The sequence below is a fragment of the Pseudomonas sp. 01L34 genome (genome assembly GCF_056400265.1).
Genome location: NZ_JBFTSX010000008.1, coordinates 1 through 23,751, shown reverse-complemented (window position 1 = coordinate 23,751; position 23,751 = coordinate 1). Strand labels below are relative to the sequence as shown.

23 protein-coding genes are annotated in these 23,751 nt (G+C 59.0%); 14 read left to right on the top strand and 9 right to left on the bottom strand.

Annotation, left to right across the window (positions count from 1 at the left end; genetic code table 11):
• Positions 1 to 14: 14 nt before the first annotated feature.
• From AC1DQM_RS23765 to dksA, 4 genes are all read right to left on the bottom strand, one after another.
• On the bottom strand, positions 15 to 2,969 hold the full coding sequence (locus AC1DQM_RS23765) for a sensor histidine kinase (RefSeq protein WP_026286733.1): 2,955 nt from the start codon (positions 2,967 to 2,969) through the stop codon (positions 15 to 17).
• Positions 2,953 to 3,129: a hypothetical protein gene (locus AC1DQM_RS23760; RefSeq protein WP_003176118.1), complete on the bottom strand. Its 177-nt coding sequence runs from the start codon at positions 3,127 to 3,129 to the stop codon at positions 2,953 to 2,955. The genes AC1DQM_RS23765 and AC1DQM_RS23760 overlap by 17 nt, the downstream gene beginning before the upstream one ends.
• Before the next feature lie 77 nt (positions 3,130 to 3,206).
• Complete coding sequence (gene gluQRS, locus AC1DQM_RS23755) at positions 3,207 to 4,103, bottom strand: tRNA glutamyl-Q(34) synthetase GluQRS (RefSeq protein WP_018930204.1); 897 nt, start codon at positions 4,101 to 4,103, stop codon at positions 3,207 to 3,209.
• A 219-nt stretch (positions 4,104 to 4,322) separates the two neighbouring features.
• Positions 4,323 to 4,763, bottom strand: coding sequence for an RNA polymerase-binding protein DksA (gene dksA / locus AC1DQM_RS23750; protein WP_007902025.1), 441 nt, complete (start codon positions 4,761 to 4,763; stop codon positions 4,323 to 4,325).
• 333 nt (positions 4,764 to 5,096) lie between these two features.
• On the opposite strand from dksA, the gene AC1DQM_RS23745 reads away from it, so the two are divergent.
• Together AC1DQM_RS23745 and sfsA are read left to right on the top strand one after the other, a co-directional pair.
• Positions 5,097 to 6,269, top strand: a complete 1,173-nt coding sequence (locus AC1DQM_RS23745; protein ID WP_064620364.1) for a pyridoxal phosphate-dependent aminotransferase — start codon at positions 5,097 to 5,099, stop codon at positions 6,267 to 6,269.
• Entirely contained in the window at positions 6,269 to 6,982 is a 714-nt protein-coding gene (gene sfsA / locus AC1DQM_RS23740) for a DNA/RNA nuclease SfsA (protein WP_477746943.1), read from the top strand. The genes AC1DQM_RS23745 and sfsA overlap by 1 nt, the downstream gene beginning before the upstream one ends.
• On the opposite strand, the gene AC1DQM_RS23735 is transcribed toward sfsA, so the two are convergent.
• Entirely contained in the window at positions 6,979 to 7,296 is a 318-nt protein-coding gene (locus tag AC1DQM_RS23735) for a Rieske (2Fe-2S) protein (RefSeq protein WP_477746942.1), read from the bottom strand. The genes sfsA and AC1DQM_RS23735 overlap by 4 nt on opposite strands.
• A gap of 248 nt (positions 7,297 to 7,544) precedes the next feature.
• On the opposite strand from AC1DQM_RS23735, the gene AC1DQM_RS23730 reads away from it, so the two are divergent.
• From AC1DQM_RS23730 to AC1DQM_RS23720, 3 genes are read left to right on the top strand one after another with little or no spacing between them, the layout of a single operon-like run.
• The gene (locus AC1DQM_RS23730) at positions 7,545 to 8,528 is read left to right on the top strand and encodes a FecCD family ABC transporter permease (protein ID WP_477747011.1); all 984 of its coding nucleotides are present in this window, start codon (positions 7,545 to 7,547) and stop codon (positions 8,526 to 8,528) included.
• The gene (locus AC1DQM_RS23725; RefSeq protein WP_477743887.1) at positions 8,528 to 9,295 is read left to right on the top strand and encodes a heme ABC transporter ATP-binding protein; all 768 of its coding nucleotides are present in this window, start codon (positions 8,528 to 8,530) and stop codon (positions 9,293 to 9,295) included. Before AC1DQM_RS23730 ends, AC1DQM_RS23725 begins: the two co-directional genes overlap by 1 nt.
• A 12-nt stretch (positions 9,296 to 9,307) precedes the next feature.
• Positions 9,308 to 10,174, top strand: a complete 867-nt coding sequence (locus AC1DQM_RS23720) for a ChaN family lipoprotein (protein WP_111454258.1) — start codon at positions 9,308 to 9,310, stop codon at positions 10,172 to 10,174.
• A gap of 268 nt (positions 10,175 to 10,442) precedes the next feature.
• Here AC1DQM_RS23720 and AC1DQM_RS23715 read toward each other — a convergent pair whose 3' ends face one another.
• The 3 genes from AC1DQM_RS23715 to AC1DQM_RS23705 form a co-directional block, all read right to left on the bottom strand.
• Positions 10,443 to 10,715, bottom strand: a complete 273-nt coding sequence (locus AC1DQM_RS23715; RefSeq protein ID WP_009050884.1) for a TfoX/Sxy family protein — start codon at positions 10,713 to 10,715, stop codon at positions 10,443 to 10,445.
• A gap of 240 nt (positions 10,716 to 10,955) precedes the next feature.
• The gene (locus tag AC1DQM_RS23710) at positions 10,956 to 11,300 is read right to left on the bottom strand and encodes a pentapeptide repeat-containing protein (protein ID WP_018930211.1); all 345 of its coding nucleotides are present in this window, start codon (positions 11,298 to 11,300) and stop codon (positions 10,956 to 10,958) included.
• A 91-nt stretch (positions 11,301 to 11,391) separates the two neighbouring features.
• Positions 11,392 to 12,948 carry a bifunctional aminoglycoside phosphotransferase/ATP-binding protein gene (locus AC1DQM_RS23705; protein WP_064620349.1) on the bottom strand — a complete coding sequence of 519 codons (1,557 nt, stop codon included), beginning with the start codon at positions 12,946 to 12,948 and terminating at the stop codon, positions 11,392 to 11,394.
• Between the two features lie 119 nt (positions 12,949 to 13,067).
• On the opposite strand from AC1DQM_RS23705, the gene mrcB reads away from it, so the two are divergent.
• Genes mrcB through AC1DQM_RS23690 form a run of 3 tightly spaced genes read left to right on the top strand, consistent with a single transcriptional unit; the run spans position 13,068 to position 16,472 of the window.
• Complete coding sequence (gene mrcB / locus AC1DQM_RS23700) at positions 13,068 to 15,386, top strand: penicillin-binding protein 1B (RefSeq protein WP_064620347.1); 2,319 nt, start codon at positions 13,068 to 13,070, stop codon at positions 15,384 to 15,386.
• Positions 15,387 to 15,402: 16 nt separating this feature from the next.
• The gene (locus AC1DQM_RS23695; RefSeq protein WP_018930214.1) at positions 15,403 to 16,137 is read left to right on the top strand and encodes a tetratricopeptide repeat protein; all 735 of its coding nucleotides are present in this window, start codon (positions 15,403 to 15,405) and stop codon (positions 16,135 to 16,137) included.
• Positions 16,137 to 16,472 carry a YqcC family protein gene (locus AC1DQM_RS23690; protein WP_018930215.1) on the top strand — a complete coding sequence of 112 codons (336 nt, stop codon included), beginning with the start codon at positions 16,137 to 16,139 and terminating at the stop codon, positions 16,470 to 16,472. Before AC1DQM_RS23695 ends, AC1DQM_RS23690 begins: the two co-directional genes overlap by 1 nt.
• A gap of 18 nt (positions 16,473 to 16,490) precedes the next feature.
• Here AC1DQM_RS23690 and AC1DQM_RS23685 read toward each other — a convergent pair whose 3' ends face one another.
• On the bottom strand, positions 16,491 to 16,913 hold the full coding sequence (locus AC1DQM_RS23685) for a DUF4124 domain-containing protein (protein WP_477746941.1): 423 nt from the start codon (positions 16,911 to 16,913) through the stop codon (positions 16,491 to 16,493).
• A gap of 399 nt (positions 16,914 to 17,312) precedes the next feature.
• On the opposite strand from AC1DQM_RS23685, the gene AC1DQM_RS23680 reads away from it, so the two are divergent.
• The 6 genes from AC1DQM_RS23680 to msrQ all read left to right on the top strand — a co-directional run bounded on the left by AC1DQM_RS23680 (position 17,313) and on the right by msrQ (position 23,294).
• Positions 17,313 to 19,037 (top strand): acetolactate synthase 3 large subunit, encoded by a 1,725-nt coding sequence (locus tag AC1DQM_RS23680; protein ID WP_026286735.1) that lies wholly within the window; start codon positions 17,313 to 17,315, stop codon positions 19,035 to 19,037.
• 2 nt (positions 19,038 to 19,039) lie between these two features.
• Positions 19,040 to 19,531 carry an acetolactate synthase small subunit gene (ilvN, locus tag AC1DQM_RS23675; protein ID WP_003205610.1) on the top strand — a complete coding sequence of 164 codons (492 nt, stop codon included), beginning with the start codon at positions 19,040 to 19,042 and terminating at the stop codon, positions 19,529 to 19,531.
• A 46-nt stretch (positions 19,532 to 19,577) separates the two neighbouring features.
• A complete protein-coding gene (ilvC, locus tag AC1DQM_RS23670) occupies positions 19,578 to 20,594 on the top strand; it encodes a ketol-acid reductoisomerase (protein ID WP_003228216.1) in 1,017 nt (338 codons plus the stop codon).
• 145 nt (positions 20,595 to 20,739) lie between these two features.
• Complete coding sequence (gene pssA / locus AC1DQM_RS23665) at positions 20,740 to 21,597, top strand: CDP-diacylglycerol--serine O-phosphatidyltransferase (protein WP_008006914.1); 858 nt, start codon at positions 20,740 to 20,742, stop codon at positions 21,595 to 21,597.
• Between the two features lie 63 nt (positions 21,598 to 21,660).
• Positions 21,661 to 22,674, top strand: coding sequence for a protein-methionine-sulfoxide reductase catalytic subunit MsrP (gene msrP, locus AC1DQM_RS23660; RefSeq protein WP_477746940.1), 1,014 nt, complete (start codon positions 21,661 to 21,663; stop codon positions 22,672 to 22,674).
• On the top strand, positions 22,674 to 23,294 hold the full coding sequence (msrQ, locus tag AC1DQM_RS23655; protein ID WP_477746939.1) for a protein-methionine-sulfoxide reductase heme-binding subunit MsrQ: 621 nt from the start codon (positions 22,674 to 22,676) through the stop codon (positions 23,292 to 23,294). The genes msrP and msrQ overlap by 1 nt, the downstream gene beginning before the upstream one ends.
• The last annotated feature ends 457 nt before the right edge of the window (positions 23,295 to 23,751 follow it).

Genomic DNA, 23,751 nt, shown 5'->3' with positions numbered 1-23,751 from the left:
TACTCTCGACGGTCTCAGTTCACAGCGGACGTCGCTTCGACATGACGCGGTAAGGTCACCCGGATACGGGTGCCGCGTTGGCTTTGAACATCAGCCGGGCTGTCGATGGTGATTTGTCCATAATGCTCTTCAACGATGGAATAGACCAGTGCAAGGCCCAGACCGGTGCCTTCGCCAGGATCCTTGGTGGTGAAGAAGGGTTCGAACAGTCGGTCCATGATGCTCGAGGGAATACCGCTGCCTTCGTCTTCGACGATCAGATCGACCGTGTGTTCGCCGGCTTCGCTCTTGACGCGCACTGCACTGCCCGGAGGCGAGGCGTCACGGGCGTTTGAGAGCAGATTGATCAATACCTGGGCGAGCCGCTGCGGGTCGCCTTCGACCCAGTGATCGGGGTCGCACAGGTTGTAGAACTGTACTTCGAAATTGCGCCGGTTCAAGGCCAGCAGGCCGATGGCATCCTGGGCCACTTCCGCCAGACAAACGGGCTCGTCGCTGTGCTGATGAGCGCCCGCGTGGGCGAAGCTCATCAGCGACTGAACGATGCGTGACACGCGTTTGGTCTGCTCGAGGATCTGCCCGCTGATTTCCGTGAGTTCGGCGTCTTCTTCACGTTCTTCGCGCAGGTTCTGCGCGAGACAGGCAATGCCGGTGATCGGGTTGCCGATTTCATGGGCCACGCCGGCCGCCAGTCGGCCAATGCTGGCCAGGCGCTCGGAGTGCACCAGTTTGTCTTCGAGCATCTGGGTTTCGGTCAGGTCTTCCACCAGCAGCACCAGGCCGCTGTTACCCGGTGCCAGCGGTTCGTCGATCGCCGCTTTGTGCAGGTTCAGCCAGCGGGTCTGGCCATCGAGGGCCAGGTGCTGCTTGTGCAAGTGTTCGTCCGGCAGATTGATGAAACCTTGCAGCAGCTCTTTCCATGGATCGGCAATGGTGCTCAGGCGCGAACCGACCACACGCTGCGCGGCAATCCCGGTCAGCTCCTCCATGGCTTTGTTCCACATGAGGATTTCCTGATCCTTGGCCAGCGAGCACACGCCCATCGGCAATTCCTGCAGGGTTTGGCGGTGGTAGCGACGCAGGGCATCGAGTTCGGCGGCAAGGCCGGTGAGGCGCGAGTGGTAATCCTCGAGGCGACTTTCGATGAAGTGGATGTCTTCGGTGACGTAGTTTTCGCCGCCGGCCTTATAGGGCAGGAAGGTTTCGACCATGTCCTGCGCCACGCTCGGGCCCATCAGACCGGAGAGGTTGGCTTCGATACGGTCACGCAAACGACGCAAGGCGTAAGGCCGGCGTTCGTCGAACGGCAGATAAAGGTCACGCAGCGCTTGTTCGACTTCTTTCTGCGCCGCCTTGGCACCCAGCGGTTTGGCCAGTTGCGTGGCGAATTCCTGAGGCGAGGCGGCATGCAGTTCGCGGCGTTGCGGGCGGCGAACGTTGTCCACCGCGCAGGCTTCGGCGGCGCTGGCCTCTTCGGGGCTGGCGTTGGTGAACAGTGAGATCAGGGTGAACATCAGCACGTTGGCGGCCAGCGAGGCAATTGCCGCCATGTGCCAGCTGGTGTCGTCCAGCACGTAAATCATGTTCAGCAACGGAATGTAGAAGCCTTGCAGATTGCCGACCAGCGGCAACAGCATGGTCACCAGCCACACCAGAATCCCCGCCAGGAGGCCGGCGATGAAGCCTCGACGGTTGGCGGTCGGCCAGTACAGCACCGACAACACGCCCGGCAGGAACTGCAACGTGGCGACGAAGGCGACGATGCCGAGGTTGGCCAGGTCCTGTTCCGCGCCCAGCATCAGGTAGAAACCGTAGCCGGCCATGATGATCGCGACGATCAGTGCCCGGCGGGTCCATTTCAGCCAGCGGTAGATATTGCCCTCGGCCGGCGGCTGATAGAGCGGCAGCACCAAGTGGTTCAGTGCCATCCCGGACAGCGCCAGCGTAGTAACGATGATCAGCCCGCTGGCTGCCGACAATCCACCGACATACGCCAACAGTGCCAGGGCTTTGCTATTGGCGGCGATGCCGATGCCCAGGGTGAAATATTCCGGATTGGTGGTGGCACCGAGTTTCAACCCGGCCCAGAGAATCAACGGCACTGCCAGGCTCATCAGTAGCAGGAACAGCGGCAAGCCCCAGCTCGCGCTGACCAGCGAACGCGGGTTGAGGTTTTCGGTAAAGGTCATGTGGTACATGTGCGGCATGACGATCGCCGAGGCGAAGAACACCAGCAGCAGCGTGCGCCATGGGCCTTCCTGCAGAGGCGTGTGCAGGGCGGCGAGGGCGGTCTGGTTTTGCAGTAGCCACAGTTCCAGCTGTTGCGGGCCGTCGAACACGCCATACAGCGCATACAGGCCGACGCCACCAATCGCGATCAGCTTGATCACTGACTCGAAGGCGATTGCGAACACCAGGCCTTCATGTTTCTCACGGGTGGCGATGTGGCGCGAGCCGAAGAAAATCGTGAACAGCGTAATCAGCGCGCAGAAACTCAGGGCCACGCGATGCTGCACCGGCTCGCGGGTGAGGATGCCGATGGAGTCGGCCACTGCCTGAATCTGCAACGCCAGCAACGGCAGCACGCCGACCAGCATGAAAATCGTCGTCAGCGCACCGGCCCAGGTGCTGCGGAAACGGAACGCGAACAGGTCGGCCAGCGATGAGAGTTGGTAAGTGCGGGTGATTTTCAGGATCGGGTACAAAAGCACCGGCGCCAGCAGAAACGCCCCGGAAACCCCGAGGTAGCTGGACAGAAAACCGTAGCCGTACTGATAAGCCAGGCCCACCGTGCCGTAAAACGCCCAGGCACTGGCATAAACGCCCAGCGACAGGGTGTAGGTCAGCGGATGGCGAATGATCGCCCGGGGGATCATGCCCCGTTCACTGATCCAGGCCACACCGAACAGCACCGCCAGGTACGCGGCGCTGATCAGGATCATCTGGGTCAGGCTAAAGCTCATCGGCATCTTTTTGGCTCTGCAGGATGAAGGTCACGACGATCAGAATCAGCCAGAGCAAATAAGGGCGATACCAGGCGCCAGTGGCGTCGATCCACCAATCCATGATGGCCGGGGAGAACAGATAAATCCCCACTACCAGGAGCAGGACCAAGCGATAGATGTACATCCCGGCCTCTCTCTTTTATGCGCGTGCCCGAAAACGTGCGGCGATGGTAACGGATGGGTGCGCCACTGCAAGTGGCATCACTGCAGTTGCGCTTCAGGCAACGTCAGTGTGCGCGGGATCAGCGACGCATCCCAGTGGGCAATGCCCCAATTCAGCACTTCCCGTGGCGTGGCGTCATTGAGTTCGATAACGGGAGTGTGCCCCAGCGCCCGTAATGCGCGCAGCAACAGCGGCGTGGCCTGATCTTCAGTCAACGGCGGCGAGCGATAGGATTTGCCGAGTTTGTGGCCGTCCGGCTGGGTAATCAGCGGGATGTGCAAGTAGCGCGGTTGCGGCAGGCCGAGCAGTTCTTGCAGATAGAGCTGGCGTGGCGTGGAGTCCAGCAGGTCGGCGCCGCGCACGATATCAGTGATGCCTTGCCAGGCATCGTCTAGCACCACCGCCAATTGATAGGCGTAGAGCCCGTCACGGCGACGAATCACGAAGTCACCCACCTCGCGGCCCAGGTGTTGACGGAATTCGCCCTGCACCCGGTCGATGAAGTGGTATTCCAGCTCCGGTACACGCACGCGGATCGCCGCATTCTCAGTGCCGTGCCCAGCGTTGCGGCAGAACCCGGGATAGATGCCGTGATACGGCTCCAGTTGCTTGCGCGAGCAGGTGCATGCGTAGGCCAGGCCCTGGCTGAACAGGCGATTGAGGACTTCGGCGTAGGCCGCGTGCCGGTCACTCTGTCGGACCATCTCGCCATCCCATTCGAAACCATAGCTTTCCAGCGCCTTGAGAATCGCCGCCTGAGCACCGGGCTCCTCGCGTGGCGGATCGAGATCCTCCATTCGCACCAGCCAGCGCCCGCCGACCGAACGGGCGTCGAGGTACGAGGCCAGCGCTGCAACCAGCGAACCGAAGTGCAGATGCCCGCTGGGCGTGGGGGCGAAGCGCCCGATGTAGGCGGAAGAGGCGATGGCGGTCATAAGGGCGATGTCAGGCTGTCCAATCGTATTGAGCACGGCTTGAAGCCGCCTTCACGAGCAAGCTCAGCTCCTACAGGAGATTGCGCCAGCTTTTGTAGGAGCGAAGATTGTTCCGGGCGGCGATCCGACGAAGGCGATTTCGAAGTCGCAACAAATATCAGCAAATATCAGAAACAAAAACGGAGCGTTCGCACGCTCCGTCTTTCGTTCAAGTCGAGATTACTTGCCGACTTGCTTTTCCTTGATTTCCGCCAGGGTCTTGCAGTCAACGCACATGTCGGCGGTAGGACGGGCTTCCAGTCGCTTGACGCCGATTTCGACGCCGCAGGACTCGCACCAACCGTATTCTTCGTCTTCGATCAGTTGCAGGGTCTTGTCGATTTTCTTGATCAGCTTGCGCTCACGGTCGCGGGCGCGCAATTCGAGGCTGAATTCCTCTTCCTGGCTGGCACGGTCTGCCGGGTCAGGGAAGTTGGCCGCTTCGTCTTTCATGTGATCAACGGTACGGTCGACTTCCTGCATCAAGTCCTGTTTCCACTTGTTCAGGATCTTGGTGAAGTGAGCACGCATGGGTTTACCCATGTACTCTTCGCCCTTCACTTCTTTGTAGGGTTCGAAGCCGCTGATCGACTGATTTTGCTGCTTTGCTTGGGTGGGCATGAAATGGACCGCCTCTACTCTTGTAATCCATTGCGCAGGATTGCTCCATCACCGACACCTGCCGGCCCTGCGGCTGCAAGCGGGCGAACTTACCAGATCAAATCGGACCGCGCTACTCCCGGATGTCGAGCCCGCGGCCCGTGGTGCTTGCAAAAGATTGCAAAGCTTCGTCTGGTGGCTAGGGAGACCTGATCAATTATTGATTTTAGCCAAACCTGAGACATACGCTTGAATCGATTGAGACCAGCATTATATGGCTCTGACCGCTTTAGGCTCTCGCTCGTTCCTGCGCTTGGGTAGAATCAATTCTTTTCCCCGTTGTAAGGAAGGCTAATGGCTCTGTCCTACAGTGCGCGTAGTCGCGCTATCGAACCGTTCCACGTTATGGCCCTGCTGGCGCGGGCCAACGAGCTGCAAGCGGCTGGCCACGACGTGATTCACCTGGAAATCGGCGAGCCGGACTTCACCACCGCCGAACCGATCATCCAGGCCGGCCAGGCCGCGCTGACGGCGGGGAAGACCCGTTACACCGCCGCTCGCGGCATTCCTGAGCTGCGTGAGGCCATTTCGGGTTTTTATCAGCAGCGTTACGGGCTGAACATCGATCCGCAACGCATCCTGATCACGCCTGGCGGTTCAGGCGCATTGCTGTTGGCCAGTGCCTTGCTGGTGGACCCAGGCAAGCACTGGCTGCTGGCCGACCCGGGTTATCCGTGCAACCGGCACTTCCTGCGCCTGGTGGAAGGTGCGGCGCAACTGGTGCCGGTCGGCCCGGACGTGCGTTATCAACTGACCCCGGACCTGGTCGCGCGTCACTGGGATCACGACAGCGTCGGTGCCCTGGTCGCATCGCCGGCCAACCCCACCGGGACCATCCTGACCCGTGATGAACTGGCCGGGCTATCCGCGGCGATCAAGGCCCGCCACGGTCATTTGGTGGTCGACGAGATTTACCACGGCCTGACTTACGGCACGGACGCGGCCAGCGTGCTGGAAGTCGATGACGGCGCTTTCGTCCTCAATAGCTTTTCCAAGTATTTCGGCATGACCGGCTGGCGCCTTGGTTGGCTGGTCGCACCTGAAGCAGCGGTCGGTGAACTGGAGAAGCTCGCCCAGAACCTCTACATCAGCGCACCGAGCATGGCCCAGCACGCGGCATTGGCCTGCTTCGAGCCCGCCACCATCAGCATTTTCGAAGAGCGCCGCGCCGAGTTCGGTCGACGTCGCGACTTCCTCCTGCCAGCCCTGCGGGAATTGGGTTTCGGTATCGCCGTAGAGCCGGAAGGCGCGTTCTATTTGTACGCCGATATCAGCAAGTTCGGCGGCGATGCCTTCGCGTTCTGCCGGCACTTCCTCGAAACCGAGCATGTTGCAATTACTCCGGGCCTGGACTTCGGTCGTCATCAGGCCGGGCATCATGTGCGGTTTGCGTACACCCAAAGCCTTCCGCGCTTGCAAGAAGCAGTCGAGCGGATCGCCCGCGGTTTGAAGAGCTGGCAAGGCTGATGCGTTTTTATCCTCCCCTTGAAGAGGGGCGCTTGATTCGTCGTTACAAGCGTTTTCTTGCCGATATCGAAACCGTTGGCGGCGAGTTGCTGACCATTCACTGCCCGAACACTGGCTCGATGCTTAATTGCCAGGTCGAGGGCGGGCAAGTCTGGTTCAGCCGCTCCACCGACCCCAAGCGCAAGTTGCCCGGCACTTGGGAAGTTGGCGAAACCCCACAGGGACGGCTGTTCTGTGTGAACACCGGGCGCGCCAACGGCTTGATCGAGGAGGCGTTGCAGGCCGGCGTCATCACCGAGTTGAACGGCTTTACCGAACTGAAGCGCGAAGTGGCCTATGGTCAGGAAAGCAGCCGTATCGATTTTCGTCTCGATTACCCGGGCGGGCCGGCTTATGTGGAAGTCAAAAGCGTCACCCTGGGCTTTGATGACTCGGCGGTGGCGGCATTTCCTGACGCGGTGACCCAGCGTGGGGCCAAGCATTTGCGCGAACTGGCGCATTTGGCCAGGGACGGGATTCGGGCAGTGCAGTTGTATTGCGTGAACCTGACAGGGATCGACGCGGTGCGTCCTGCCGAAGAAATCGATTCGGCCTACGCAGCTGCGTTGCGTGAGGCGGTGGCGTGTGGAGTCGAAGTGCTGGCGTATGGCGTGCGCTTGACTCACGAAGAGATGGTGGTCGATCGGCGACTGGATGTGCTGTTGAACGGCTAGAGCGTGACCCAGATTCCTTGTTCATCTTCGCGGCAGGGGATGCTGGTCAGGGATTGTCCGGCGCAGGGGCCGGCGACGCATTCACCGTCCTCGATCAGAAACAGTGCGCCGTGGGTCGCGCACTGGATCAAGCTGTTGCTGGGGTCGAGAAACTGGTCGGGCTGCCATTCCAGCCCGACGCCCCGGTGCGGGCAGCGATTTTCATACACATACACCCGACCGCCCCGGCGTACGGCCAGGAGCTTCTGGCCGTTGACGTCGAAACCGCGACTGCTGGCGTCAGCCAATTCGGCGCCTGTGCAAAGAAGCTTCATGTCTATCCTCAAGTCCTGCGGCTCGCGACCTGGTACGTCCGAGCTTGACGTTCAAATGCAAGCAATTATCAAATGACGGCTCGCCCGCAGGGCGATTACCGGATGCCGAGAATACTTGGCCTGTCATGACTATGCCCGGGAAACCTTTGAAGGAGGCTGTTTATGCACCTGTTCGATCCCGGTACGACTGGCCAATGACCCTTCTGATTAAACCTCGTGCGTTGTTCATTGGCTTGAGCCTGTTGTGTTTGCTGGCGATCTGGCTGTCGCTGGCGTTGGGGCCGGTGAGTTTGCCGTTGTTCGACACCTTGCGCGCGGCGCTGCGCTTGGTCGGCCTGCCGATTGCCGCCGACGGGTTGGAGCAGGCCGAACTGATCCTCGGGCAAATCCGCCTGCCGCGAACCTTGCTCGGTTTGACGGTGGGCGGGGTTCTGGCGCTGTCTGGTGTGGCAATGCAGGGGTTGTTTCGCAATCCTCTGGCCGATCCGGGCCTGATAGGGGTGTCGAGCGGCGCGGCATTGGGCGCGGCTATCGCGATTGTCGGCGGCTCGGTATTCGGTGGACTGCCTGAATCCTTCGGGCCATATCTGTTGTCGGTGTGCGCGTTTCTCGGCGGGTTGGGGGTGACGGCGCTGGTCTATCGACTGGGGCGACGCAATGGCCAGACCAACGTCGCGACCATGCTGCTGGCCGGTATTGCATTGACTGCCCTGGCTGGTTCGGCGGTCGGGCTCTTCACCTATCTGGCGGATGATGCGACCCTGCGCACCCTGACGTTCTGGAACCTGGGCAGCCTTAACGGCGCCAGTTATGCACGACTCTGGCCGTTATTGCTGGTGAGCACCGGCGTGGCACTGTGGTTGCCGCGTCGGGCCAAGGCCTTGAACGCATTGTTGCTGGGGGAGTCGGAGGCCGGCCACCTGGGTATCGACGTCGAAGGGCTCAAGCGCGAATTGGTGTTCTGCACGGCGTTGGGTGTGGGCGCGGCGGTAGCTGCGGCGGGGATGATCGGGTTTGTCGGCCTGGTGGTGCCGCATCTGGTGCGGCTGCTGGTCGGCCCCGATCATCGGGTGTTGTTGCCGGCGTCGGTGTTGGCGGGGGCCAGTCTCCTGTTGTTTGCTGATCTGGTGGCGCGGCTGGCGCTGGCGCCGGCTGAGTTGCCGATCGGGATTGTCACGGCCCTCATTGGCGCGCCGTTCTTTCTGTATTTATTGCTCAGAGGGCGTGCCTGATGTTGCGAGCGCAGAACCTGCAAATCCGCCGCGGTCGAAAAGTTGTCCTGACGGACATCACCCTTGAGCTTAAACCGGGCGAAGTGCTCGGCGTGTTGGGGCCTAATGGCGCCGGCAAAAGCACGTTGCTCGGCGCCCTGTGCGGAGAATTGCCGGCGGACCATGGCAGCGTCTGGCTCGATGAGCGTGAGTTGAGTCATTGGAGCGGAGCGCAGCGAGCCCGGCGTTTGGCAGTATTGCCGCAAGTGTCGACCCTGGACTTTGCCTTTCGCGTCGAAGAAGTGGTCGGCATGGGCCGTCTGCCTTATCAAAGCGGTCGGGTCCGGGATGAGGAGATTGTCGCCGCCGCGTTGCAGGCGGCCGATGCGGGGCACTTGAGCGGTCGCAGTTACCTGGCGTTGTCCGGTGGCGAACGTCAGCGGGTGCATTTGGCGCGGGTGTTGGCGCAGCTTTGGCCGGGCGAGGCGGGGCAGACGTTGTTGCTCGATGAGCCGACGTCGATGCTCGACCCGCTGCATCAGCACACTACTCTGCAAGCGGTGCGTGAATTCGCCGATCGCGGTGCGGCGGTGCTGGTGATCCTGCATGATTTGAATCTGGCGGCGCGTTATTGTGATCGCCTGTTACTGCTTGAAGGTGGGTGTCCTGTGATGCTGGACACGCCGGAACAGGTATTGCGCCCGGAACCGCTCAAGGCAGTGTTCGGGCTGGAAGTATTGGTGCAACCGCACCCGGAGCGTGGGCATCCGCTGATCATCGCCCGCTGAGGTGTTTTAGGGATGAAAACACGCGTGATGGTTTTTCTGGCCGCGCTGTTACTGAGTGCTTGCCAGCATGTAGCGGTGCCGCCGGTCAGCGGCGAAATCCGGGATTTGCGCAGCGGTCAGACCCTGACCGCGCAAGAACTGCTTGCACGGTTGGCGGAACCTTCGCGGTTGATCGTCGGCGAGCAGCATGACAATCGTGATCACCATCAACTGCAATTGTGGTTATTGCAGGCACTGGGTGAGCGACGGCCTCAAGGCAGTCTGCTGCTGGAAATGTTGACGCCGGCTCAGCAACAGCGCGTCGATGACGTTCGGCATACCTCACCGCTGCCGACCGATTTGTCCGGGGCATTGGCCTGGCAGCCGGGATGGGACTGGAATCTTTACGGGCCGATCGTTCGTTTTGCCCTGACTCAGCCGTACCCGTTACTGGCGGCCAATCTGGACACGCCTGAAGTCCGTACTGTCTATGCCAAACCGCCAACATTGAGCGGTGCGCGTTCCAACGCTCCGACGGTCAGGAACGAGTTGCTGGCACAGATCAGCGATTCCCACTGCGGCTTGCTGCCTGAATCACAGATGCCCGCGATGCTGGCCGTGCAGCAGCAGCGTGACCGGCGGATAGCCGAGCGATTACGGGCGGCACCGATGCCTTCACTGTTGTTTACCGGCGCGTTCCACGCCCGCAAGGATGTCGGGGTGCCGATCCATGTGCTGGACCTGGGGGAGCCCAAGGCACCAACGGTATTGATGCTGGCGGAGCAGGGCGCTGAGATCACGTCGGCCATGGCCGATTACGTCTGGTATACGCCCACCACGCCGCCGCAGGATTACTGCGCGCAAATGCGCAAGCAGTTCGGCAAGCCGTCAGGCCAATAAAATCAGGCGAGTTTTCCACAGGCAAAAAAAGACCCGGCAAGAGCCGGGTCAAATAACCGTGATTAGCCTGATGAGGAGATAATCTGAGAGTCCGAACCAAGGGCTTTTCAGAATATCGACCAGTCTCGCGACCAGTTGTGATAATAATAGCGATTCTCATTACCAAGTCAACCGCTGATTTCTCGTATTCGTGAAACACGTCATTCCTTCGCTGGAAAGCCTCGTAATCATTGGGTTTCAGGCTGTGCGTTCGAGTGAAATTATCCGTTCAATTCTTGTGGCGAGACGAAATAGCATCCAGCTGTTTGTTCAAGGCTTCCTTGCGCTCGGCGGGAATGTCGTTCCAGTGGACATCCATCAACGCGCCTTCAATCGCATACAACAACACCTTGGACGCCCGAAAACCGCGAGTGCGCACGGCCCGATAAGCGTCCACAGCTCCCAGCCGACGCAAGTCCGAGGCACTGTGGATGCCCACGGCATGCAGCCATTGCGCCGACGTCTTGCCAAGATTCTTCAGGTGTTGCAGTTCATCATTCATCAAGCCTCCTTGCGACAGCCGAATGGTGCGTGGGCGAGCCTCTCAGCAGTGTAGCCATCAGTAGGAAAAGCGTGATTGTTTGGTCGGTTTCGACGCAAAAGCTTCTAAGAGGAAACTCAAGAAGCGGCGTGAAAAGGCGGAGCATGTAGTCCGAGGGCGTGTGGGAAATTGAGTTTTCGAGCAAAAAAAGTACAACGTCCAGCGCAAGGCGGGGGCGCTGGACTGGGTGAGACGTCGCTTTTAGCGGGTGCGATAACGCAGGCGTGTACCGAAATTCATCGACATCAGGATCTCATCGGCACTCAGCTCCGGCGGGAAGTAGGCGCCGGAGATCTGCGCGTGGGCCAGGCTCGCGCCTTCCAGGGATGAGTTGCGAAAGTCGACGCCGCGCAAGTCGGCAGAGCGAAAGTAGGCATCGGTGAAGTCGATGCCGTCGGCGTTCAGTTCACGCAGATCGAGCCCGCGGAAGTCACCACCGACCATGTCGATAGGTCCATCTTTCGGGCGTTCATTGTTGAAGCTTGTGATGTCGTCTTTGTGCAGCAAGGCATAAAGCGGGGTGTCGAGAAGTTTTGGCTGGCTCATGTCACATCACCTGATGGTTTTATGACGCCAGTATAGTGCCACTATTTGGCAGCCGTGAAGCCGGTGAGGGCTTCACGGTTGAAATAGTTTCTTACAGACCAGGCAGGCGCTGGCGAATCTGCGCAACGACCGTATCGAGGGTGCCACTTTCATTGGTCTGGACGCGCTTGCTGCAGAGGATTTCTGCTGGCGTCAGTGCCTCGCGGCTGGCTTGCTGGGCGGCGATAACAGCCAGGTTGGCGTCGGACGGATCGTTGTTGTCCGCCTGGCGTTGCTTCAACCAGCTCTCGATCACCGCTTGTGGAGCGTCGCAATCGAGGATCAGGAACGGCGCGCCGGTGGCCTCGGCGATTTTTGCCGCGCTGTCGCGTTGGTCGCGCTTGAGATAAGTGGCATCGATCACCACCGGGAAGCCGGCACGCAGAATTACATTGGCAACCTCATGCAGGCGGGCATAGGTGGCGACGCTGGCGTCGGCGCTATAGATGCCGGCCTGCGGGTCGTTCGGTACGGTCTGTTCGCCGAACATGCGCTTGCGCTCGACATCCGAACGCAGGCGAATGGCACCCAATGCTTCCACCAGGCGCATGGCCACATGGCTTTTGCCGACGGCGGAAACACCGTGGGTGATCGCCAGGAAACGCGAAGGAATGGTGCTGTAGCTTTCCGCCAGGTTGGCGTAGTTGCGGTACTGACGCAGAGTGGTAGCGCGCTGCACCGGGTCGGCCTCGGCCGGCATGCTGAACAGGCTGACCTTGGCGCGAACCAGGGCGCGGTAGGCTTTATAGAAGTTCAGCAGCTCAAGACCCTGGTAGTCGCCGGTCAGTTCCAGGTATTGGCTGATGAAACGGCGCGCCAGGCTCTTCAGGCCGCGGTCTTCCAGGTCCATTGCCAGGAAGCCGGTGTCGGCGTAAACGTCGGTGAAGCGGAACGGTTCGTTGAACTCGATGCAGTCGAAGATCACCACTTTGCCGTCGATCACGGTAGCGTTGCCCAGGTGAATGTCACCATGGCATTCACGAATGAAGCCGTCGGCCTTGCGCTGGGCGAACAGTGGCTTGAGGCGCTCGAAGCTGCTTTCGGCCCAGGCTTGCAGTGCCTCGAGTTGCAACAGATCGGCCTTGTCGCTGAGGAACGGAAGGATCTGTTCGAAGTTCTGCCGTACCGGCGCCATGACGCTGTCCGGCGTGCCGGCTTCGTGTTCGGCAGGCACTTTCGGCGCACTGAGGTGGAATTGAGCGATCTGCGCGGCCATCGCGTCGATGTGCGTGGTGGTCAATTCGCCGTTGGCTTGCAGGGTGCTGAGCAGTTGGCTTTGTGGGAACTGACGCATTTTCAGGGCGTAATCGACAACCGGACCATCGCCGCCCAGTTGTGGCGCCTCGGCGCTGCCGGTGATCGGTAGCACTTCAAGATACAAGTCATGGGTCAGGCGCTGGTTCAGGCGCAGCTCTTCGCCGCAGAAATGCTTGCGAGCTTCGAGACTGGTGAAATCGAGGAAGCCGAAATTCACCGGCTTCTTCACTTTATAAGCATAGGGACCGGTGAGTATCACCCAGGAAATATGGGTCTCGATGACCTGGAACCCTTCTACGGGATGCGGGTAGAGGGCCGGGTTTTGCAGGGCAGCGATCAGGGACTGGCTCACAGGTGATCCTTCAGAGTCTGGGGGGAAATTCAAGGCCGTCATTATGGCTGCAAGTCCGTCCGACGCAAACCTCAGAGGGCTCCTGTTGAGTATGAATAAAGTGCGTATAATCCGCCGCCATGACTCGATCTCGATCCCCCCGCACCCCTAAAAAACCACCTTCCAAGGGCATGCGCCCCTGGCTGGGCTGGGCCCTTAAACTCAGCCTGGTCGGCCTTGTGGTGCTCGCCGGGTTCGCGGTTTACCTCGACGCCGTGGTTCAGGAGAAGTTCTCCGGCAAGCGCTGGACCATCCCGGCCAAGGTGTACGCGCGCCCGCTCGAGCTGTTCGTCGGACAAAAGCTCAGCAAGGACGACTTCCTCACCGAACTCGATGCCTTGGGCTACCGACGCGAAGCGGTCAGCAACGGCCCCGGCGCGGCAGCGGTCAATGGCAATACCGTCGACTTGAATACCCGAGGCTTCCAGTTCTATGAAGGCATGGAGCAGGCGCAGCCCGTGCGCGTGCGGTTCTCCGGCGATTACGTGGCCGAGCTCTCGGCGACCAACGGTTCGAAGCTTTCCGTGGTGCGACTGGAGCCGCTGCTGATCGGCGGGATTTACCCGAAAAACCTTGAAGACCGCATCCTGATCAAGATCGATCAGGTTCCGCCGTATCTGCTCGAAACCCTGGTTGCCGTAGAAGACCGGGATTTCTACAGCCACTGGGGCGTGTCGCCGAAGTCGATTGCCCGAGCTATCTACGTCAACACCTCGGGCGGCAAGATGACCCAGGGCGGTAGTACGCTGACGCAACAGTTGGTCAAGAACTTCTACCTCACCAGTGAACGCAGCCTGACCCGTAAGCTCACCGAAGCCATGATGGCGATGTTGCTTGAGCTGCATTACGACAAGAGCGAAATTCTTGAGGCTTACCTCAATGAAGTATTCGTCGGCCAGGATGGTCAGCGCGCGGTGCACGGCTTCGGCCTGGCCAGCCAGTTTTTCTTCGGGCAGCCATTGTCCGAGCTGAAACTGCATCAAGTCGCTTTGTTGGTGGGCATGGTCAAGGGGCCGTCCTATTACAACCCGCGCCGCAACCCTGAGCGGGCTCTGGAGCGGCGCAATCTGGTGCTCGATGTTCTGAAGGAGCAAGGCGTTGCCAGCGCCGAACAGGTTGAGGCGGCGAAGAAAATGCCACTGGGTGTGACCACTCGCGGCAAGTTGGCCGACAGCTCGTTCCCGGGCTTCCTTGATCTGGTTAAACGTCAGTTGCGCGAAGACTACCGCGACGAAGACTTGACCGAAGAAGGGCTGCGAATCTTCACCAGTTTCGACCCGATCCTGCAGATGAAAGCCGAAGCCTCGGTCAACGACACGTTCAAGCGCCTGGCCGGGCGCAAGGGTTCCGATGACGTGGAAGCCGCGATGGTCGTGACCAACCCGGAAACCGGTGAGGTCCAGGCCATGATCGGCAGCCGTCAGGCGAGTTTTGCCGGTTTTAACCGTGCGTTGGACGCGGTGCGACCGATCGGCTCTTTGATCAAGCCGGCGGTTTATCTGACCGCTCTTGAAAAGCCGAGCCAGTACACGCTGACCAGTTGGCTATCGGACGACTACTTCTCGGTCAAAGGCGCGGACGGTCAGATCTGGAAACCACAGAACTATGATCGCCGTTCCCACGGCACGGTGTTCCTGTACCAAGGGTTGGCGCATTCCTACAACCTGTCGACCGCGCGTCTCGGGTTGGCGGTGGGCGTGCCGAATGTCTTGAAGACCCTGGCACGCCTGGGCGTAAGCCGCGAATTCCCGGCGTTCCCGTCGATGTTGCTCGGTGCCGGCGGTATGACCCCGATCGAAGTGGCGACCATGTACCAGACGCTGGCCAATGGCGGGTTCAATACGCCGATGCGCGGGATTCGCAGCGTACTGACTGCCGAGGGCGAGCCGCTCAAGCGTTATCCGTTCCAGATTCAGCAGCAATTTGATCCGGCGTCCATTTACCTGATCCAGAACGCCATGCAGCGCGTCATGCGCGAAGGTACCGGTAGTTCGGTTTATAACGTGTTGCCGAAAACCCTGACCCTGGCCGGTAAGACCGGTACCAGTAACGATTCGCGGGACAGCTGGTTCGCCGGTTTCAGTCAGGATCTGCTGGCCGTTGTCTGGCTGGGGCGCGATGATAATGGCAAGACACCGTTCACCGGTGCCACCGGCGCGTTGCAGGTCTGGACCAGTTTCATGCGCAAGGCCGATCCGCTGCCGCTGGATATGCCGCAACCGGACAACATTGTTCAGGCCTGGGTCGATTCGCGCACCGGTCAAGGTTCCGAAGCCAACTGCCCAGGTGCGGTGCAGATGCCGTATATTCGCGGCAGTGAACCGCCTCCCGGTGCTGCTTGCGGTGGTGAAAGCCCTGCAGAATCGGTGATGGATTGGGTCAAGGGCTGGATGAATTAAGCAAAGAGGATTTGAAGTGAACAAGTGGTTGATTCCAGCGGTGACTGCCGTGGCTTTGCTCAGCGGCTGCTCCACTGTGCAGCGTGGTTCGATCCCGGTTGAGGATGCCGGCACTGCCGTCTCCAACAGCGAGCGGATTTCGGCGAATGGCGGTTTCCGTCAGTCGACGGTGAAACGTCCTGTACAAGCTCAGACTCAGGCGATCCCGCAAGGTGACACCGGGGTCGTGGTGATGGTCCCGGGTGGTGGCGCCGTCTCCTCGGCACCGATCAGCACTTCGCCGATTACCCCAGGCCCGATTACTCCGGGGCCGATTGATACCTCGCCGGTTCAGTCGGCGCCGATCAATCAGGGTAGCTACAGCATGCCGTCGACGCCCAGCGGGATTCCTTCGGCGAACTCCGGCGGTCTGTCCGCCGATGAGCAACTGGACGGTCCGGTCCTGGCACTGCTGACCACCGCCCAGCAGCAACAGGCCAGTGGCGACCTTAATGGTGCATCTTCCAGTCTCGAGCGTGCCCAGCGTGTTGCACCGCGCGAGCCGCAAGTACTTTATCGCTTGGCCCAGGTGCGTATGGCTCAAGGTGATGCGGCTCAGGCCGAGCAGTTTGCCCGCCGTGGCCTGACGTTCGCCAATGGGCGTCCGGATCTTCAGGCCAGCCTGTGGGAATTGATCGCCCAGGCCCGAGAGAAGCAGGGTGACCCGGCCGGTGCTGCGTTGGCTCGTCAGAAGGCCAAGGTTTCGCTGTGATGGATATGCGCTTTCCGAAGATTGCCGAACAGTTGCTGTTGATCGAGCGCGAGCTGCGCGTTCAGGGCTGGTGGGATGAAGTACCGCCGTCCGCTGAGGCGCTCTCCAGCGTTGAGCCGTTTTCGGTGGATACGCTGGATTTCGAGCAATGGCTGCAATGGGTCTTCTTGCCAAGGATGAAGTCGATCCTCGAGCAGGATCTGCCATTGCCCAATGCATCAGGGATTCAGGAGATGGCCGAAATGGTCTTCGCCTCCCGCAATGTCCAGGGCAAGGATCGGCAGCTTCAGGTCTTGCTCAAAGAGTTCGACGCGTTGATCACCGTCTCCCGCTGAATCGGAAACTGCCAGTGCTTACTGGCAGTTTTTCGCAATCTGTTTCTGTGCTTCGGTGAGGCGCTCCTGACGTTGTTGGTCGGTCAGGCGGCGCGTCTCGCCGTCGACTTCCTCCCGCAATCGCGGATTGTTCTGCAGTTGAGCCAGGTTCGTCCGAGCCTGTTCACAGAACACTCTTAGCTGGGCCTGCTGCTCGGCGACCTGCTTTTTCACTTTGTGATCGATGGCCTTTTGATCGCCGATGACGTTGCCGCGCGTTAGCGCGCCCGGCTTGCCGACGGGCGGGGAGGGCGTGACCATGACGGTGGCCTCCCGGCCTTGGGGCGGCTGCGCATCGAAATGGGTGACGCCCTGGGCATCGACCCATTTATAGATCTGACCCGCCATGCACAAAGGGCTCAGGCTGATCAGCAAGCTGGCGGTGAAGATGAGTGTTCTCATGCCATTTCCTTGTCAGGGGTGCGCAATTGAAGCTAACACAGTTGCGGTTTAAAGGTTTTTTCTTGCGTTCTCATGCGCTTAGTTCAATAAAGCACATTGACGGCTTGACTTGCGATGGGCGAAACAGAAGAATCCAAAGTCCGCTGTAGAGGGACTGCCAGAAGCAGACCCACTCGGCAGATCATGAGGCGCACATCCGCGCCGACCTGTTACACCCGCAACGCGTTACCTCGCGCTGGGTGGGAAAGGCCCGCAACACTTGGGACGATCCCAATACTTGCTCAGTCAGTGCTGACGTAGTCGGCGACCACCGTCGCTCATGCTCTGCCGAGAAGTAAACCTATTAAGACCCGTCCTCTTGTATGTGGGCGGTATTCTGGCGTTTTAGAGGTGAACAACGTGGAGCTTTTATCTGGCGGTGAGATGCTCGTCCGCTTCTTGCGTGACGAAGGCGTCAAATATATCTACGGGTACCCGGGTGGTGCTCTTCTTCATGTCTATGATGCCCTGTTCAAAGAACCGGAAGTGACCCACATCCTGGTTCGTCACGAGCAGGCTGCGACCCATATGGCTGACGGCTATGCCCGTGCCACCGGTAAAGCCGGCGTGGTACTGGTGACCTCCGGCCCGGGCGCAACCAACGCCATCACCGGTATTGCCACGGCCTACATGGACTCCATTCCGATGGTGGTCATTTCCGGCCAGGTGCCTAGCACCATGGTAGGCACCGATGCGTTCCAGGAAACCGACATGATCGGTATCTCCCGGCCGATCGTGAAGCACAGCTTCATGATCAAGCACGCCTCGGAAATCCCTGAAGTCATGAAGAAGGCGTTCTACCTGGCGCAATCCGGTCGTCCTGGTCCGGTCGTTGTCGATATCCCGAAAGACATGACCAACCCGGCCGAAAAGTTCGAATACATCTTCCCGAAAAAAGCCAAACTGCGTTCCTACAGCCCGGCCGTTCGCGGTCACTCCGGGCAAATCCGCAAGGCAGCCGAAATGCTTCTGGCGGCCAAGCGCCCTGTGTTGTATTCGGGCGGCGGCGTGATCCTCGGTGGTGGCTCTGCGCCGCTGACCGAGCTGGCGAAGATGCTCAACCTGCCAGTGACCAATACCCTGATGGGCCTGGGTGCCTACCCTGGCACCGACCGTCAGTTCATCGGCATGCTCGGCATGCACGGCAGCTACACCGCCAACCTGGCGATGCACCATGCCGATGTGATCCTTGCAGTCGGCGCGCGTTTCGATGACCGCGTGATCAACGGCCCGGCCAAGTTCTGCCCGAATGCCAAGATCATTCACATCGACATCGACCCGGCTTCGATTTCCAAGACCATCAAGGCAGACGTGCCTATTGTTGGCCCGGTCGAGAGCGTCCTGACCGAAATGGTCGCGATCCTCAAGGAAATCGGCGAGACCCCGAACAAGGAGTCCGTTGCCAGCTGGTGGAAGCAAGTTGATGAGTGGCGCGGTGACCGCGGTCTGTTCCCTTACGACAAGGGCGACGGCAGCGTGATCAAGCCGCAGACCGTGATCGAAACCCTGTGCGAAGTGACCAAGGGCGACGCCTTTGTGACCTCCGACGTGGGTCAGCATCAGATGTTCGCGGCGCAGTACTACAAGTTCAACAAGCCGAACCGTTGGATCAACTCCGGTGGCCTGGGCACCATGGGCTTCGGTTTTCCGGCGGCCATGGGCATCAAGCTGAGCTTCCCGGATGACGATGTCGCCTGCGTAACAGGCGAGGGCAGCATCCAGATGAACATTCAGGAACTGTCGACCTGCCTGCAATACGGTTTGCCGGTAAAAATCGTCATCCTGAACAATGGCGTGCTGGGTATGGTTCGCCAGTGGCAGGACATGAGTTATGGCAGCCGTCACTCGCACTCCTACATGGAATCGCTGCCTGACTTCGTCAAACTGGCAGAGGCCTATGGTCACGTCGGCGTGCGCATCACCGACTCGAAAGATTTGAAGTCGAAGATGGAGGAGGCGTTCGCCATGAAAGATCGCCTGGTGGTTATCGATATCTCGGTTGACACCAGCGAGCACGTCTACCCGATGCAGATCAAAGACGGCTCCATGCGTGATATGTGGTTGAGCAAGACGGAGCGTACTTAATCATGCGGCACATTATTTCCCTGCTTCTGGAAAACGAACCGGGCGCTCTGTCTCGTGTAGTCGGCCTGTTTTCGCAGCGCAACTACAACATCGAAAGCCTGACCGTGGCGCCAACCGAAGACCCGACTTTGTCGCGTCTGACGCTGACCACTGTCGGCCATGATGAAATCATCGAGCAGATCACCAAGAACCTGAACAAGCTGATCGAAGTGGTCAAACTGGTCGACTTGTCGGAGAGTGCTCACATCGAGCGCGAACTGATGCTGGTCAAGGTCAAGGCCACCGGCGCACAGCGCGCCGAGATCAAGCGCACCACCGATATTTATCGTGGGCAGATCGTTGATGTCAGCGCCAGCGTGTATACCGTTCAATTGACCGGTACCAGCGACAAGCTCGACAGCTTCATTCAATCGATCGGCACTGCCTCGATTCTGGAAACCGTACGCAGTGGCGTCACCGGGATTGCCCGCGGCGACAAAGTACTGAGCATCTAAACCAAATTAGCGAATGGCCTGAGGGCCAGATATAAAGGGGAAATTCATGAAAGTTTTCTACGATAAAGACTGCGACCTGTCGATCATCCAGGGCAAGAAAGTTGCCATCATTGGTTACGGCTCCCAAGGCCACGCTCAAGCGTGCAACCTGAAAGACTCCGGCGTTGACGTTACCGTTGGCCTGCGTAAAGGTTCGGCCACCGTTGCCAAAGCTGAAGCCCACGGCCTGAAAGTGACTGACGTTGCTTCCGCCGTAGCAGCTGCCGACCTGGTCATGATCCTGACCCCGGACGAGTTCCAGTCCTCGCTGTACAAGAATGAAATCGAGCCGAACATCAAGAAAGGCGCCACCCTGGCCTTCTCCCACGGTTTCGCGATCCACTACAACCAGGTTGTTCCGCGCGCTGACCTCGACGTGATCATGATCGCGCCGAAAGCTCCGGGCCACACCGTGCGTTCCGAGTTCGTCAAAGGCGGCGGTATCCCTGACCTGATCGCTATCTACCAGGATGCTTCGGGCAACGCCAAAAACGTTGCACTGTCCTACGCTGCCGGCGTTGGTGGCGGTCGTACCGGCATCATCGAAACCACCTTCAAGGACGAGACCGAAACCGACCTGTTCGGCGAACAAGCCGTTCTGTGCGGCGGTACCGTTGAGCTGGTAAAAGCCGGTTTCGAAACCCTGGTTGAAGCTGGCTACGCGCCGGAAATGGCCTACTTCGAATGCCTGCACGAACTGAAGCTGATCGTTGACCTCATGTACGAAGGCGGTATCGCCAACATGAACTACTCGATCTCCAACAACGCTGAGTACGGCGAGTACGTGACAGGTCCGGAAGTAATCAACGCCGAATCCCGTCAGGCCATGCGCAACGCCCTGAAACGTATTCAGGACGGCGAATACGCCAAGATGTTCATCAGCGAAGGCGCCACCGGCTATCCTTCGATGACCGCCAAGCGTCGTAACAACGCCGCTCACGGTATCGAAATCATCGGTGAGCAACTGCGCTCCATGATGCCGTGGATCGGTGCCAACAAGATCGTCGACAAAGCCAAGAACTAAGTCACGAGCTTGTACGGAAAACGCGGCCTAGGCCGCGTTTTTTCGTTTGGATCCGCCGGTTCTGGTATAAAGCTGCATCGTTTGCGGTCGAACCGTCGTCCCAGACACCTGTCGAAACTTTCCACCCCGTTGCAAGGTAATGTCCATGAGCGAACGTCCCGAAGAGCCAAAGCAGGCTTCTGACGCCGAAAGCCTTCTGCCCATCGATGAGCACATCGAAGAAGGGCATGACGCTGAAGGCCGTAAAGTCCGGCATCGTGGTATCTATCTTCTGCCGAATCTGTTCACCACTGCGAACCTCTTCGCAGGGTTCTATTCCATCATCAACTCGATGAGCGCCCAGAGCGCCTTGAGTGCCGGTGATGCAATCGGCGCGAGCAAGTATTTTGCGTTTGCCGCGATCGCGATTTTCGTCGCCATGGTGCTCGACGGCCTCGACGGTCGCGTCGCTCGCATGACTAACACCCAAAGCGCCTTCGGTGCGGAGTACGACTCGCTGTCGGACATGGTTGCCTTTGGCGTCGCGCCGGCTTTGCTGGCATTCGGCTGGGCCTTGGGCGATATGGGCAAAGTCGGCTGGATGGTCGCCTTCATCTATGTGGCGGGTGCGGCGTTGCGCCTGGCACGCTTCAACACTCAGGTCGGCACCGCCGACAAGCGCTACTTCATCGGTCTGGCCAGCCCGGCCGCGGCCGGTGTGGTCGCAGGAATTGTCTGGGCGTTCAGCGATTACGGCATTCAGGGTTCCAAAATGTCGTTCCTGGTTGCACTGATGGTTGCCGCCGCGGGCATGCTGATGGTCAGTAACATCAAGTACAACAGCTTCAAGGAGCTGGACTTGAAGGGGCGCGTTCCCTTTGTCGCGATCCTGGCAGTGGTGCTGGTATTTGCCGTTGTATTCAGTGATCCGCCGCGCATCCTGTTGCTGGTGTTCCTTGCCTATGCGGCTTCCGGGCCGGTGCAGTACCTGCTGCGTCTTCGTCGGCACAAAAAAGCCGAGTGATGTAATTTCCCTCATACTCCGCAGTCTATGGGTGCATCTGTCCTCCAATGCTGCGGAGTTGTCATGCTGATCAAAGTCCCCAAAGCGTCTGACTGTCATGAGTCGGACGTCACGCCTGAATCTCTCTACCTTTCTCGTCGCAATGTATTAGGCGCGGCCGTTGCCGGTTTGGCTGTGAGTACTCTGCCGCGCTGGGCGAGTGCCGACGATGCTGCGCGTTATGCCGATGTCGAGCCTGGCAAGGCGCCGTCCTGGTTTGCCGAAAAACTGCCTTCCACTAAATGGGGGGCGGTCAACGTCAAGGATGAAGCAATCACGCCTTTCAAGGATGCGACCCACTACAACAACTTCTATGAGTTCGGTACCGACAAAGGCGATCCTGCGGCCAACGCCGGTGCGCTAAAAACCGAACCGTGGAGCGTGGTGGTAGACGGGGAGGTGGGTAAGCCGGGGCGGTATGCGCTGGAAGACTTCATGAAGCCTTATCAGCTGGAAGAGCGTATTTATCGTCTTCGCTGTGTGGAGGCCTGGTCGATGGTCATTCCGTGGATTGGTTTTCCAATTTCGGCTTTGCTGAAGGAAGTAGAGCCGACGTCCAAGGCCAAATTCATTCGTTTTGAAACCCTGCAAGATCCCAAGAATATGCCTGGACAGCGTTCTGGCTTCGCCTTGATCGACTGGCCATATGTAGAAGGGCTGCGCCTGGATGAGGCGATGAATCCGTTGGCGATTCTCGCTGTAGGCATGTATGGACGTGAGTTGCCCAATCAGAACGGTGCGCCGCTACGTCTGGTGGTGCCGTGGAAATACGGCTTCAAGAGCATCAAGTCCATCGTGCGAATCAGCCTGGTCAGTGAGCAGCCGAAAACCACCTGGCAGAGCATTGCCTCGAATGAGTATGGCTTTTATGCGAACGTGAACCCGACAGTCGACCACCCGCGTTGGACGCAGGCACGGGAAAGGCGTTTGCCGAGCGGTCTGTTCAAGCCCAATGTGCGGGACACGCAAATGTTCAACGGCTACTCGGATGAAGTCGCTTCTTTATATGCAGGGCTCGATCTGCGGAAGAATTACTGATGCGATATCTGTTCTGGCGTATTGGTGTCTTTATCGCCGCGGCGATTTGGCCGCTGCTTTGGTTGTATCAAGCCTGGGCGGATGTGCTGGGACCTGATCCAGGAAAGGTGCTGGTTGATCGTCTAGGGTTGGGGACGCTTGTCCTGCTGCTCATTACGTTAAGCATGACGCCATTGCAGAGGCTCACCGGTTGGTCGGGGTGGATAGCTGTCCGACGGCAGTTGGGGTTGTGGTGTTTCGCCTATGTGGTTTTGCATTTGAGCGGTTATACGGCGTTCATCCTCGGCTTTGATTGGTCACAACTGGGTATCGAGTTGCGCAAGCGGCCGTACATTATCGTCGGGGTGCTGGGGTTTCTCGGTTTGTTGGCGCTGGCGGTTACCTCCAATCGTTACAGTCAGCGGCGTTTGGGCGTTCGCTGGAAAAGATTGCATCGGTTGGTCTATGTGATTCTCGGGCTTGGGTTACTGCATATGTTGTGGATCGTTCGCGCCGATCTGAGGGAGTGGGCGATCTACGCTTCTATAGGTGCGTTGTTATTAGTATTGAGATTGCCGCCTGTAACCCGCCGAATTCCACGTTTAATCGTTAAAAAGGCACCTTCTGCAAGAAAGGCGTAATTAGAGGTTGACGGCAGATTCTGGACGTCTATAATTCGCCCCACTTTCGGCGCAGTCGAAACTGAAAACTCCTTGACAAACAACGAGTTACGCAGTTTTCGAGAGTGGTTGCGCTTCAGTTCATCGAAGCCAGAAGGAGTTGGTAAGGCAGGGTATTATCGCCTTATTGACGGTTCGATCTTCTCGGTCGAAAGCGGAGAAAAAGAGGTGTTGACAGCAGCGGCTAACGCTGTAGAATTCGCCTCCCGCTAACGAGAGATCGGAAGCGCAAGTGGTTGAAGTTGCAAAGGAAACTTTGAAAACTTCTGAAATAACCGCTTGACAGCAACAGAGGCTGCTGTAGAATGCGCGCCTCGGTTGAGACGAAAGATCTTAACCAACCGCTCTTTAACAACTGAATCAAGCAATTCGTGTGGGTGCTTGTGGAGTCAGACTGATAGTCAACAAGATTATCAGC